The organism is Paenibacillus sp. FSL H8-0548 (assembly GCF_038630985.1).
Taxonomy (GTDB): domain Bacteria; phylum Bacillota; class Bacilli; order Paenibacillales; family Paenibacillaceae; genus Pristimantibacillus.
In genome coordinates this window covers 6,891,529-6,905,258 of the sequence record NZ_CP152049.1, presented here as the reverse complement: position 1 = coordinate 6,905,258, position 13,730 = coordinate 6,891,529, and the positions used below count along the sequence as shown (strand labels likewise).

Below are 13,730 nucleotides of genomic sequence, written 5' to 3'. Positions count from 1 at the left end.
ACCTTAAATAGCATTTTGAATCACAAAACCATGCCTGAATGCGAGGGATCATGATGATAACGGAAAAAGGGCTGTGGAATCGCTTGCGATTGCGACTGCTGTTTACCGGACCTACTTTATTTTCTTTTTTTGCAGTAATGATTATTCCTTTCCTGTATGGCATTTATTTGACCTTTACAAACTGGGATGGCATATCAACGACTAGCAGCCTGGTCGGGTTTAGCAATTACGTTGCAGTATTTAACGATTCTGTTTTTTGGAAATCATTTTTACTGACTTTGAAGTATGTATTTATTTCAGTTGTGCTTATTAATGTCGTTGCTTTTCTACTGGCCTATGTATTGTCAAGCGGATTGAAGGGGCAAAGCATTTTTAGAGCGGGTTTCTTTATTCCTAACTTGGTGGGCGGTATTATCCTCGGCTTCGTATGGCAATTTATTTTTTCCAACGTACTCGTTTACCTGGGGAAAGAATGGGGTATCCCTTTATTCAGCACCTCATGGCTGGCGGACCCTGATAAAGCATTTTGGACTATGATTATCGTTACAGTATGGCAATACGCCGGTTATATGATGGTTATTTATGTGGCTGGGCTTATGAATGTGCCTAAGGATATTTTAGAGGCGGCAAGTATCGATGGTGCGAGCTTATGGACCAAGATGCGTAAAATGATTTTACCGCTGATGGTTCCATCTTTTATCGTTTGTATTTTCCTATCGCTGCAAAGATGCTTTATGGTTTATGATCTAAACCTCTCCCTAACGAAGGGCGGACCTTTCAAGAGCACGGAAATGGTATCGATGCATGTATACGAGAAGGCATTCCTATCGCGAGATTATGGAGTAGGTCAAGCAGAGGCTTTCGTCTTGTTCCTGCTTGTGGCTACGATCACGATTGCTCAGGTTTATTTTAGCAAGAAGCTGGAGGTGGAGGCGTGATGGAGAATAGGAACCGAATACTTTCGTGGACGAAGTTCATTGCCCTCTGCATTTTATTAGTAGCGTTTGTATTCCCTTTTTTCATGCTGCTAATCAATTCGTTTAAGGAGAATAAGGAAATTACCTCAAGTCCGCTGTCCTTGCCGGATAGCTTTAGCTTTAGTAATTATACGAATGCTTTCAATAAAATGTCCTATATGTCCGCTTTTTCGAACTCTGTTGTAATAACGGTGCTTAGCGTCGTATTGATCTCGATTTTGGCAGGAATGACAGCTCATTATTTTGTAAGAAACCAAACAAAGATGAACCAATACACCTTCTTCTTAATGGTAGCGGCAATGATAATTCCTTTCCAGGCCATTATGATCCCTCTCGTCAAAATTTACGGCTCCATTGGTTTTATGAATAGCAAATGGGCCCTTATTTATATGTATGTTGGTTTTGGCAGTCCGCTTGCCGTTTTTATTTATCATGGATTTGTCAAAAGCATACCTGCTGAGCTTGAAGAAGCGGCGCTTATTGATGGCTGCACGCGGACGCAAACGTTTTTTCGAATTGTATTTCCGGTGCTGGCCCCAACTACGGTTACGATTGCCATTCTGAATATATTGTGGATTTGGAATGACTTCCTGCTGCCTTCCCTGGTTTTGATATCACCGAATGCACGTACGCTCCCGCTATCCACATTTTATTTTTTCGGAACGTATACGGTGGATTATGGACCGCTTATGGCTGGGCTTACGCTGACGATATTGCCAGTACTCATCGTTTATTTGTTTGCACAGAAATATATTATCCAAGGGGTAATGCAGGGCTCAATTAAATAATTAGCAAGGGATGGATGCTTTATTTTGTACACCAGAGAAAATGCCGATGCATTCGTAGCTGAGCGTAAATATTTGCTTAAAGATGAATACCGGCTTAACTTTCATTTAATGAGCGAGTTTGGCTGGATGAATGATCCTAACGGCTTTATTTACTACAATGGAGAATATCATATGTTTTATCAGCATTATCCATACCAGCCGGTATGGGGCCCGATGCACTGGGGACATGCGGTTAGCCGGGATCTTATGACGTGGAGGCATCTGCCTGTTGCGCTAGCGCCGGATCAGACTTATGATCGCGACGGCTGCTTCTCCGGCAGCGCTTTTGAGCGGGAAGGCAAGCTTTATTTGATGTATACCGGACACATTGTAACAGGACCAGATAGAGATAACGATTACCGCCAAAATCAAAATATAGCCGTATCCGAGGATGGTATCCATTTCGAGAAGCTGGCTTCCAACCCGATCATTAGTGCCGAAGATATACCAGCTGGCGCAAGCCAAAAGGATTTTCGCGATCCAAAGGTGTTCGAGCGTGATGGCACCTATTATGTGGTGCTAGGCTCTAATGACGGGCAGGGTCACGGGTTGATTTTATTATATCGCTCTGATGATTTAGTAGATTGGACTATAGTGGGTGAAATCGCACGGGGCGATGAGGAGCTTGGCGATAATTGGGAATGTCCAGATCTGTTTGAGCTGGGCGGGCAAGATGTACTTGTGATGTCGCCGCAGCGCATGCCTGCACAAGGAGACAACTATCATAATTTACACTCCACCACTTATATGATTGGACGATTGGATATCGAGCAAAGCAGCTTTAACTACGATCGTTATGAGCCCGTTGACTACGGCTTTGATTATTATGCTCCGCAGACGACGGTTGACGAGAAGGGCAGACGTATCATCATGGCCTGGATGGAGACTTGGGAAAGCGAAATTCCGACACAGCTGGGCCATTATTGGGCAGGCGCGATGACGCTGCCACGCGAGGTTGTTTTGCAAGGCGAGTCGTTATTGTTCAAGCCTGTGGAGGAAACGAAAGCTTATCGTCAGAATGGCTATGAGACTGGCGGTGTTCCTTTATCAGGCATTAAAGATATGGAAGTCAGTGGGGACTGCTACGAGCTTGAGGTCGTTTTTAAAGCGGATCAAGCGGAGGAGTTTGGCTTGAAGCTGCGGGTGCACGGCGAGGAAGAGACGGTACTGTCCTATCTTTCGGCAGAGGAGACTTTCCGATTTAACCGTGATAAGTCTGGCATCGGTCTTGGCGGAGAGCGCAGAGCTAAGGTAGCGCTGAAGGATGGATTGCTCGCGTTGAACATTTTTGTAGATAAATCCTCTGTTGAGGTATTTATTCAAGGCGGCGAGAAGGTTATGACCGGCAGAATTTATCCTGGTACTCATTCGCTAGGCATTCAAGCGTATAGCGAAGGTGCATGTTCTATGTTATCTTTTAAGAAATGGGACATGAAGTAGGAGGGTTTAAACTGTCTAAGCTGTATACGATTGGTGAAGCGTTAATTGATTTTATTCCAGATACGCGGGGCATTGAGCTAAAGAACGTGACCGGCTTTACGAAGGAGGCTGGCGGTGCTCCTGCTAACGTAGCTTGCGTGGTTGCGAAGCTGGGTGGGAGCAGTGCTTTTATCGGTAAGCTCGGAATAGATGCGTTTGGTGATTTTCTTGTAGAAACGATGCAGGCCATCGGTGTGGATACGAGCCATGTATTTCGGACGAATGAGACGAACACGGCGCTTGCTTTTGTCAGCTTAAAGGCAGACGGTGATCGGGATTTTTCCTTTTATCGAAACCCAAGCGCCGACATGCTGCTTTCAGAGGATGAGATCGACGGAGAATGGTTTGCAGCAGGAGACATATTGCACTATTGCTCAGTTGATCTTATAGAAGCTCCTGTTAAGTATGCCCATCTGAGGGCGATCGAAGCGATGAAGGCAGCAGGCGGCATGATTAGCTTTGATCCAAACGTCCGGCTTCCGCTATGGGCGGATCAGGAGCAGTGCAGGCAAACGATTTTGGAGTTTATTCCATTAAGCCATCTGGTGAAAATAAGCTCCGACGAGCTTTCCTTTATTACTGGCATCGAGAATGAGAAGGAAGCTATTGCTTCTTTGTTTGTAGGCGATGTGCAGGCGGTTGTCTATACAAAGGGCTCGGAGGGGGCAGTTTGGCATACGCCTTCTTATGAAGTATCTGTTCCGGGCCAGAAGGTAATAGTTAAGGATACGACTGGAGCTGGCGATGCTTTTATTGGGGCATTGCTGTATCAGCTTCAAATAGATAAAGGGACGGTTGAGGGACTTACGGCTGAGCATGCGAAACGGATCGTTGCTTTTGCGAATGCCGCCGCCGCGCTGACGACGACAAGAGCAGGGGCGATTTCCTCACTGCCTGAATTGCACGAGCTTCCATCTCTGTAATAAGAGAGAATAGCAATATCGATAGAGCATTGTTCTTTCCTGCCGAATCTGGCGGGGGAGAGCGATGCTCTTATTTGTTCATCTTGCGTTCATTTTAGTGTGCTATATTCGTTCTCACTAAGACCGATGGAGGGTGGATTACAGTACATGAAGAAATGGACGATAGGGCTCAGCATTTTGATTATTTTGGCTGCAGCTGGAGCAGGTGCTTATTATTTTTATTTTGCTAAAGATAAGGAAGCGGCAGGTGAAACGGCTACATCGCGAACGGTTATGGCCACCAAAGGGTCTATCGTCAAGCAAATTAGCGGGACGGGCTCCGTCTCTGCCAACTCTAGAGAAACGGTAACAGCAGGCAAGAGCGGTACTATTGCAACGGTTAATGTCCAGAAAGGCGATATGGTTAAAGCGGGTCAAATTCTCGTTACCTTTGAAGCTGCGGATGACTACGACGATAAGATAACAACGATTGAAAAAAATATAGCGAAGCTGAATGAATCGATTTTAGAGTATCAAGAGGATTATAAGGAAGCAACAGGTACGGAAAATGAAGAAGTGACAAAGAAATCACTTCAAAAAAACATTGAAAATACGAATGGTGAAATAGCGGATTATGAAGAAGAGCTGCAAAATATTTATGAAGATCAAGCGAAGGAAGAAAAATCGGTGACAGCGTCCATTGATGGTGAAATTACAGAAATGACGATCAAAGTCGGCGATGAGGTTAATGCAAATACGACGATCGCTTCTATTGTAGACTACACGCTATTGGAGTTTGTAACTTCGGTGGATGAGCTTGATATTTCTGCTGTAAAGGTGGGACAAGCGGCGGCGATTACTTTAAGCTCGATTACAGATAAAACGATTGCGGCGACCGTATCTGAGATTGAGAGGGAGGGTACATCCAGCAATGGCTCATCTGCATTTAAAGTGAATATCCAGCTTAACGATATTGAGGGTGTTATGGCAGGGATGTCAGGTGAAGCGGCCATTACGATTGAAGCTAAGGAAAATATCGTTCTTGTTCCTGTTAATGCTGTTGTGGAGATGGGGACAAGATCATTTGTGCGGATTCCTAGTGAGAATAATGATGGAACGACAGAAGCTGGTGCAGCACAACAGCCAGCAGAGGGCAGTACGGCGGGCGGCAGACAACAAGGCGCGGCAGCAGGTCAACAAGGCGGCGCAGTCGGTGGCGGGCAGGGTGCGGCAGCAGGCCAGGGCAGCGCAGCTGGTGGTACGAGGCCAAGCGGCGGAGGCAGAGGATCTGCCGCTGTAGGACAATCGGCGGCAGAAGGCGGGCAATCACAGGCAGGAGCCGGACAATCGGCAGAGGGCAATGGTACAGCGGCTGGGGGAGGCTTTGCAGCAGCAGGAGGATCTGGCGGAAGCCGGATGCCAAATGCACTTGGAGGGCAGCTGGTAGAAGTGACAACAGGACTTAGCGATGAAAGCTTTGTGGAGATTGTGTCGGGTCTCTCCGAGGGAGACAGCGTACTTGTTCCTATCGCTCAAGGAGCAGCAGGAATGGGCTCTGCTGCGGAAGCGACAACGATGCAGCAGGGCGGATTTGGCGGAGGCGGTATGGGTGGATTCCCAAGCGGCATGGGTATGGGCGGAGGCGGCGCCGGCATGGGCGGCGGTGGAGGTGGCATGCGATGAGCAATGCACCTTATGTTCCTTTGATCGAGATGGTCAATATTTCGAAGTCATATACGATGGCGCGCGAGAAAACAACGGTTTTGCACGAGGTTTCACTAAAGGTTGCTCATGGTGATTTTCTTGCAATTGTCGGCCCATCAGGATCGGGCAAATCGACGCTAATGAATATTATAGGCTGTCTTGACTTGCCAAGCGTGGGCAGCTACAAGCTTGAAGGGCTTGAGGTGACGGGGCAGAGTGATAATAAGCTAACAGAAATGCGCAATAAGAAAATCGGGTTTATTTTTCAAGGGTATCATTTGCTTCCTAAGCTTACGGCGCTTGAGAACTGCGAGCTGCCGCTTATTTACCGGGGATTGCCGGGCAAAGAGAGGAAGCGGCGGGCGATGGAGGCGCTTGAGCGGGTAGGGCTCGGAGATCGTATGCACCACCGTCAGAATGAACTCTCAGGCGGACAACAGCAGCGTGTAGCTATCGCCCGCGCGCTTGCGACGAATCCGCCGATGCTGCTCGCTGATGAACCGACAGGAGCGCTGGATTCCAAGACTGGCATGGAGGTACTCAGCATGATGGAGGAGCTCAACCAAGCCGGACAGACGATTGTCCTGATTACGCATGATATGGAGGTAGCGAAGCGTGCCAGACGTACCGTTATTATACGGGATGGCGTGCTGACGGAGCGTGAAAGGAGGGACAGCGATGAAGCTTACGCAGGGGCTCAAGATGGCAGTGAAAAGCGTCTTGTCCAACAAGCTTAGAACTGTTCTATCTATGCTCGGCATTTTGATTGGTGTTGCAACGGTAATTGCACTTGTAGCTATGGGTAAGGCATCCTCTAACGAAGTAGCCAAGCAGGTCTCGTCTCTAGGGAGCCCGAATTCGCTGTCGGTTACCATAGTGGGACGCGGAACAGTAACGACGCTTTCTGTGGACGAAGCTAATGAGCTTGGTGAGATTGCGAATGTAGCAGGAGTAGCTCCGGTGACGAGCACGACGGGCTATGCGAAATACGGAAAAACGCAAGTATCGGTCACCGTAGAAGGAATTACGACTGCATATGAAGATGTGAAGGCATTTCCCGTGCAAGATGGAAGATATATCGCTTCTCCAGATATTCATAACAATACGAAGGTTGCGCTCCTCGGGGTGGCTACCGCAGCAGATCTGTTTGAGGATGAAGGCGTTGATCCTGCTGCCGCGGTGGGCAAGAAGATAACGATTAACGGTTATATGTTCACCATAGTCGGATTGCTTGAATCGCAAGGCAGCTCTCTCACGGGATCAAATGATGAGAAAATATTAATTCCGGTCTCGACAGCTCAAAAAATATTTCAAACGAGCGGCGTTTCTACTATTAACTTGATTGTATCGGACACAAAGCTGATGGCTTCTACCGTTACAGCGGTTGAAGCGGTTCTCTATGAGAAATTTCGCGGCAATGAAAACTCTTACCGTGTGCTTAATCAAGAGGAAGCTATGAAGACATTGAATTCAGTTAATGAAACGATGAACAGACAGCTAATCTATGTGGCGATTATTTCTCTTATTGTAGGTGGGATAGGCATTATGAATATTATGCTTGTATCGGTTACGGAACGCACCCGCGAGATTGGGATTCGCAAATCATTAGGTGCCAAGAAGCGGGACATTCTGTTTCAGTTTTTAGTAGAGGCGGTTTGCATCAGCGGTTTGGGAGGCGCACTTGGAATCGGACTTGGTTACGCCGCCTCGTTTATTATTGGTATGGTTATGCAAACGGAAACCGAGGTTCCAATAGATACGGTTATGCTGGCCTTTGCATTCTCTGCTTTTGTTGGTGTTGTGTTCGGTTATTTGCCTGCGAATAAAGCAGCTGGTCTGCGTCCTGTTGACGCTCTTCGCCACGATTAGCCATGAAACGGTTCTACCCTATTATTTCAGCTCATAGACTGAACCATCAAGATCGGTTTAAGAGAGAGGGGCTGCGGCTGCTCGCTCTTGCCGTCCAAGATGGAAGGAGAGCTCATGAAAAGAGGGATAGGGAAGTTTTCAATAGTTTCTATGCTTCATAATCTCAGGACAAGCCGCTGGATGGCATGGTTTGCTGTTGGTGCTATGCTGGGTGCGTCAATGCTGCTAGTGAGGCTTTCGCTGAACGAGCTTCAGCATGTACAGGCTCGCTCCGATACGGTGTCTGCGCCTTTGGTGAAGGACAGCGCCGAAGGGGGGCGGTCTAACACTCAGAAGTCTAATGCGCAGCAGAGCTCAAGGCCGAGCTCCGATCAAGAAACGCTAACGGAAAAACCGACTATAGTTGATCAGCTTCTCGTACGTGTTTATGTGACAGAGGAAAAGCGTGTGGAGAGCGTGCCGCTAGAAACCTATGTTCGAGGTGTGGTAGCAGCGGAAATGCCAGTCAGCTTCGAGCTGGAGGCACTTAAGGCGCAGGCGATTGCGGCGCGTACTTATATCATTCGAAGAATCGTTCAAGGCAATGATGTTGGGATGCCTGTTAAAGATGCAGATGTGACGGATACCACCGAGCATCAGGTTTATATTTCGGTACAAGGGCTTGCCGTCAAATGGGATGGCAATGAACAGAAGTCGAATATGAACAAGCTGGATGAAGCGATCGCACAGACGAGAGGGAAGATCATTACGTATAAGGGTGAACCGATTGAGGCTGTCTTCTTCTCAACAAGCAATGGGTATACGGAAAACTCAGAGGATTATTGGCTGCAGGAGATTCCTTATTTGCGCAGTGTAGAGAGTCCATGGGATAAGTCTATCTCGCCAAGATATAAAGAGACCGTGAAGCTGTCTCTTAATGAGTTCTATAGCAAGCTTGGAGTTGCGAGTAAAGGATCTGCCAAATCATCGATTCGCATCGTAGAGAAAACAGAAGGCAATCGCATTAGTAAAATGATGATAGCAGGAACGAGCTTCACAGGGAGAGAGGTAAGAGAAAAGCTGAGTCTAGCTTCCTCTCAATTCACATGGAGCATCAAGGGGAACACGATTTCGATTACAACCTACGGTTACGGTCATGGTGTCGGGATGAGCCAATGGGGCGCCAATGGGATGGCTCAGTCAGGGGCTAGCGCGGAGGAAATATTGTCCCATTATTATTCTAGCGTTCAGGTAGAGCAAGCTTCAAAGCTTTCAAAACAGATCGCTAGCCGCTCATAACTCAAACTCTTTCAATATTTCATATCATCCTCACGTATAAACCTAGCAGATCTGGCAACAATGGCTAGTGAGGTGATAGAAAATGAATGATCAAAACAAACCGAAGCAAAAACCAGAAGAAACTCCCAAAACTGTTCTGGGAGGAACGTCTGCCGCCAAATCTAGCAGTGGATGGAAGAACCTTTTTGCAAAGCGATGGGTATCTCCAGCAATCTTCATGGCCGCGGCAGCAATTATCGTAACCTTAATGTGGATCTATCAGGGGGCGGATCAGAATACTCCAACAACAGGAAAAGTCGATCCTACTGAAGTTTCACAAGAAGGTAATATTGCAGCTGAAGGCGAAGAAGTTGATGCAGCAGAGATTGTTGTTGGTGATGAGTTGATGCAGTGGCCGCTCGTTAACAAAGCCGCAATGCAGGTGCTGCTTCCATTCTACGATGATAAAGCGACTGATGCAGAACGGGAAGCGGCAGTAGTTCAAACTGGAAATACCTTCTCGCCGCATATGGGTATCGATTTTATTGACCCGGATGGAAACACCTTCGACGTGCTTGCTGCGCTATCGGGCAAAGTAACCTATGTTGAGAAGCATCCGACCAATGGCAATGTCATCGAAATTACGCATGCTGGTGACCTTGTGACCGTGTATCAAAGCGTAACGGAGGTTGCGGTTGAAGAAGGCGACGATGTCACGCAAGGTACCGTCATTGCCAAAGCAGGCCGCAATGATCTTGAACGCGATTTGGGCATCCACCTTCATTATGAAACACGCAATAACGGCAAGGCGGTTAATCCAAACGATCTGATCGTGGAGTAGTCGTTGATGCAGGGAAGCACCTTTTCAGAAAAATAGGACTAAAGACGTACAGGCAGGGGTTAATTCCCTGCCTGTTTTACGTTTTTATGAAAATTTTTTCACATTAAGGCCTGTCAGGCTTGACCATAAAGAATATATACCCGACCTACTCATATAATGTACCAAACTATCTCGAGTAGGGAGGCGGGAACGTGCACGATTACATCAAGGAACGAACCATTAAGATAGGCCGCTGTATCGTGGAGACAAAACATACGGTGCGAACGATTGCCAAAGAGTTCGGTGTATCCAAAAGCACGGTGCACAAGGACTTGACTGAGCGGCTTCCTGAAATAAACCCTGATTTGGCTGATCAGGTTAAGAACATTCTCGAATACCACAAATCGATTCGTCACCTGAGGGGAGGAGAAGCGACCAAGATTAAATACAAGAAAACGAGCACGAAAAAGCGTGAAGTGCAGGCAGCAGGCAAGCTATGAAGTTTTTTCACGAAATATAGAGGAATTTTGTCTTATTTGGCGAATAATGAACGTGAACGGTTTCTGTGTCAAGGGAACCAAATGTACGTTTTGTAATTATTATTCGTTGGGGGACTTAAGCCTTATGTTGAGCAAGGATATCGGGATAGATCTTGGTACAGCAAATGTTTCCATTCATGTAAAAGGAAAAGGCGTTGTGCTTGATGAACCGTCAGTTGTAGCGATTGAAAGCGATACGAAGCGCGTGCTTGCGGTTGGCGAAGAAGCGCATCGCATGGTGGGACGAACGCCTGGCAATATTATAGCGATTCGCCCGCTGCGCGATGGTGTCATTGCTGATTTTGAAATTACAGAAATTATGTTAAAAGCATTTATTGACCGTGTCGAGGGACGGAAATGGTTTAGCCGTCCCCGTATTCTTATTTGCGCACCTACGAACATCACATCCGTGGAGCAGAAAGCTATTCGTGAGGCCGCTGAGCGCAGCGGTGCTAAGGAAGTTTTTCTTGAGGATGAGCCGAAGGCTGCCGCAATCGGGGCTGGAATGGATATTTTCCAGCCCAGCGGCAATATGGTCGTAGATATTGGTGGAGGCACAACAGACGTAGCCGTTCTTTCTATGGGCGACGTTGTTACGGCCTCTTCTATTAAGGTTGCAGGCGATAAATTTGATGATGCTATCATGAAATTTATCAAAAACAAATACAAGCTTCTAATCGGTGAAAGAACGAGTGAGGATATAAAAATCAAGATCGGTACCGTTCTCGGGAACGGCCAGCAGAAAGAGATGGACATCCGTGGGCGTGACATGGTAACTGGGCTGCCTCTAACGCTGACGATTCGTTCTGGAGAAATACGCGAGGCGCTATGGGATCCGATTATGTCCATCGTCTCTGCTGCTAAGTCGGTGCTGGAGCGTACACCGCCGGAGCTTTCGGCGGATATCATTGACCGCGGTGTTATTCTGACAGGCGGGGGAGCTTTGCTAGACGGTCTTGATTCGCTTCTCGCTGATGAGCTTAAGGTACCTGTGCTTATAGCAGACAATCCTATGCACTGCGTGGTTAAAGGCACAGGCATCCTTCTTGATAACTTGGACAAGCTTGGGAAAAAGTAAGGGCAGCAGCGGCCTAGTATAACCTCATATGCGCGGGTAGGGAGCCTTAGGGGGGCGTAGCCGAGGCGTAAATGGGTCATAGGTCGCAGGGTCAAGCTATTCAGCCAGCCTTGCTTTCAACCGATAACATAGATAGGAAGTTGGATTGAAAGCGGCCAAGGAGGTTATAACGATGTTAAGAGGTTTATATACCGCAGCTTCGGGCATGATTTCTCAGCAGCGCCGACATGATACGGTAACTAATAATATTTCAAATATAAATACGCCAGGCTATAAACAGAGCAATGCGGTTACCCGCTCTTTCCCTGAGGTTATGCTTTCTTTGACGGGAGCGGGCAAAGAGAATTTCACTCAGATCGGCAAATTAACGAATGGCGTGTTTGCAGAAGAAAGCTTATCTATTCATCTGCAAGGCGACTTGACACAGACGAATCATTCGTCTGATTTTGCTTTGGTCTCCAACATTGAAGTGAATGGTTTAGCTTTTGATGCATCCGGCAAAAATGTTAGCGATGATGGTGAAATTACGTTCCAGCCGCAAGCCTTTTTTACAATACAGGATCAAAATGGCGAGGTTCGGTATACCAGAAGCGGGAAGTTTACGTTGACTGAGGAAGGCTTCCTTATGGGCAGTGATGGCACGCACGTATTAGGCACGAATGGTCAGCCTATTCAAATGCCGGCTGGCGTTGGACTTGATAGTCTGATATTGACAGACAACCAGCGCTTCATTGATGCAAATGGACAGGATGTAGGCGTACAACTGCTCATTAGTCGAATTGATAACCCGAATCTTCTTGTGCGTGAAGGGAACGGAAGCTTTCGTTTTTCAGGGGATGAGCGCGAAGTCGTAGCTATCGCTCCAAATGAGCGGATCGAGGTAAGACAGGGCTATGTGGAACGATCGAATGTTGATGCTGCCCAAGCGGCTGTTGATCTGATGTCCGCACTCCGCGCTTATGAAGCGAATCAAAAGGTGATCCAGTTTTATGATCAAAGCTTAAGCAAGGCAGTTAATGACGTCGGTCGCATATAACATTTGGCTTAAAGCAGCGGAGGTGTACGAATAATGAACAGCTCGATGATTAATGCTATGGTATCCATGAACGGCCTTCAGCAGAAGCTGGATATGCTCGCGGATAATATTGCTAATATCAATACGGTAGGGTACAAACGCAAGGAAGCAACCTTCGAGGATCTTCTTACTAATCTGAGAAGCCAGCCTGAGGCATTCGATCAGCCAGGCCGGCTTACACCTATGGACTTTAATCAAGGCTGGGGCTCAAGAATGACAGCTATTCAACCCAATCTATCACAAGGCCCGCTGCAAGGCACAGATAAAGATACGGATATTGCCATTGAAGGAAATGCCCTTTTCGAGGTTGAGGTAGATGGTGCCGGTACTCGTGCTTACACGCGCAATGGCGCGTTTCAGTTGACGCTCGGCGCAAACGGTGATACGATTTTGGCAACGGAAGATGGCTATCCGGTTGTCGCTAACGTTAGAAATGCTGATACAGGAGCTGTAATTGAGGGTAATATTGTATTGCCTCAAGGATATAGTTTACGAGTGAATACGGACGGAACGGTTCTTGGTGTTTCCTCGAATCGCACGATTGAGCTTGGAAGCATCAAGCTGCTGCACGCCTCACGCCCAGCGGCATTGACTGCGGTTTCTGATAACCTATTTGTTATTGCGAACGGAATTAATACAGGCGATGTGGTACAGCAAATTGTACCAGATTCAGATAATCTCATTTCATTGCGCCAAGGCTCCTTGGAGCAATCGAATGTCCAGTTGACAGATGAGATGACTGAGCTTATTAATGTGCAGCGAGCTTATCAATTGGCAGCTAGAGCGTTATCGTCAAGTGATACGATGATGAGCCTAACGAACGGTCTGCGCGCATAAGGATAGGATGATGTAAATGAGTATGGCCGATGAACGAATCGACCGTGAAGCAATTGGATTCGGGAGTCAAGCGGATGAGGTAGGCCCCGAGAAGAAAAAGCGCGCTAGTCGTGCAAAGACTGACGGAGGCTCCAAGAAGAAGCGGCGGCCCAAAGGGGTGAAGGTGCTTCTTTGGTTTTTGCGAAAGAGCATCGTACCGCTCATCATGCTAATTATGCTTGCTGCGGGGCTTTATATTGGTTACGTTGTTGTGGGCAAGCAGCCGGAGGAAGACGTCTTCCAGTGGGCCACATGGCGGCATCTATATGACCTGATCTTTGCAGAAGCATGATGATTCATAACAAACAAAAAGCAGATCAAGGCTTC

14 protein-coding genes are annotated in these 13,730 nt (G+C 47.3%); all 14 read left to right on the top strand.

Going from position 1 to position 13,730, the window contains the following annotated elements:
* Positions 1-53 precede the first annotated feature (53 nt).
* The 14 genes from MHI37_RS29095 to MHI37_RS29030 all read left to right on the top strand — a co-directional run bounded on the left by MHI37_RS29095 (position 54) and on the right by MHI37_RS29030 (position 13,695).
* Positions 54-938, top strand: a complete 885-nt coding sequence (locus tag MHI37_RS29095) for a sugar ABC transporter permease (protein WP_076336350.1) — start codon at positions 54-56, stop codon at positions 936-938.
* Positions 938-1,765: a carbohydrate ABC transporter permease gene (locus MHI37_RS29090; RefSeq protein WP_076336349.1), complete on the top strand. Its 828-nt coding sequence runs from the start codon at positions 938-940 to the stop codon at positions 1,763-1,765. The genes MHI37_RS29095 and MHI37_RS29090 overlap by 1 nt, the downstream gene beginning before the upstream one ends.
* 24 nt (positions 1,766-1,789) lie before the next feature.
* Complete coding sequence (locus tag MHI37_RS29085) at positions 1,790-3,244, top strand: glycoside hydrolase family 32 protein (RefSeq protein WP_076336348.1); 1,455 nt, start codon at positions 1,790-1,792, stop codon at positions 3,242-3,244.
* A gap of 11 nt (positions 3,245-3,255) precedes the next feature.
* Positions 3,256-4,206, top strand: coding sequence for a carbohydrate kinase (locus MHI37_RS29080; RefSeq protein ID WP_076336361.1), 951 nt, complete (start codon positions 3,256-3,258; stop codon positions 4,204-4,206).
* 147 nt (positions 4,207-4,353) lie between these two features.
* The gene (locus MHI37_RS29075; RefSeq protein WP_076336347.1) at positions 4,354-5,868 is read left to right on the top strand and encodes an efflux RND transporter periplasmic adaptor subunit; all 1,515 of its coding nucleotides are present in this window, start codon (positions 4,354-4,356) and stop codon (positions 5,866-5,868) included.
* Positions 5,865-6,626, top strand: a complete 762-nt coding sequence (locus tag MHI37_RS29070; RefSeq protein ID WP_076336346.1) for an ABC transporter ATP-binding protein — start codon at positions 5,865-5,867, stop codon at positions 6,624-6,626. The genes MHI37_RS29075 and MHI37_RS29070 overlap by 4 nt, the downstream gene beginning before the upstream one ends.
* A complete protein-coding gene (locus MHI37_RS29065; RefSeq protein WP_076336345.1) occupies positions 6,568-7,758 on the top strand; it encodes an ABC transporter permease in 1,191 nt (396 codons plus the stop codon). Before MHI37_RS29070 ends, MHI37_RS29065 begins: the two co-directional genes overlap by 59 nt.
* Positions 7,759-7,872: 114 nt before the next feature.
* Positions 7,873-9,036, top strand: coding sequence for a stage II sporulation protein D (spoIID, locus tag MHI37_RS29060; RefSeq protein WP_256710485.1), 1,164 nt, complete (start codon positions 7,873-7,875; stop codon positions 9,034-9,036).
* 82 nt (positions 9,037-9,118) lie between these two features.
* Positions 9,119-9,856 carry a M23 family metallopeptidase gene (locus tag MHI37_RS29055; protein WP_076336344.1) on the top strand — a complete coding sequence of 246 codons (738 nt, stop codon included), beginning with the start codon at positions 9,119-9,121 and terminating at the stop codon, positions 9,854-9,856.
* A 191-nt stretch (positions 9,857-10,047) separates the two neighbouring features.
* The gene (gene spoIIID / locus MHI37_RS29050) at positions 10,048-10,335 is read left to right on the top strand and encodes a sporulation transcriptional regulator SpoIIID (RefSeq protein WP_076336343.1); all 288 of its coding nucleotides are present in this window, start codon (positions 10,048-10,050) and stop codon (positions 10,333-10,335) included.
* Positions 10,336-10,459: 124 nt separating this feature from the next.
* A complete protein-coding gene (locus MHI37_RS29045) occupies positions 10,460-11,452 on the top strand; it encodes a rod shape-determining protein (protein WP_076336342.1) in 993 nt (330 codons plus the stop codon).
* 172 nt (positions 11,453-11,624) lie between these two features.
* Positions 11,625-12,488 (top strand): flagellar hook-basal body protein, encoded by an 864-nt coding sequence (locus MHI37_RS29040; protein WP_076336341.1) that lies wholly within the window; start codon positions 11,625-11,627, stop codon positions 12,486-12,488.
* Between the two features lie 33 nt (positions 12,489-12,521).
* On the top strand, positions 12,522-13,364 hold the full coding sequence (locus MHI37_RS29035) for a flagellar hook-basal body protein (RefSeq protein WP_076336340.1): 843 nt from the start codon (positions 12,522-12,524) through the stop codon (positions 13,362-13,364).
* 16 nt (positions 13,365-13,380) lie between these two features.
* Complete coding sequence (locus tag MHI37_RS29030) at positions 13,381-13,695, top strand: DNA-directed RNA polymerase subunit beta (protein WP_083676188.1); 315 nt, start codon at positions 13,381-13,383, stop codon at positions 13,693-13,695.
* The last annotated feature ends 35 nt before the right edge of the window (positions 13,696-13,730 follow it).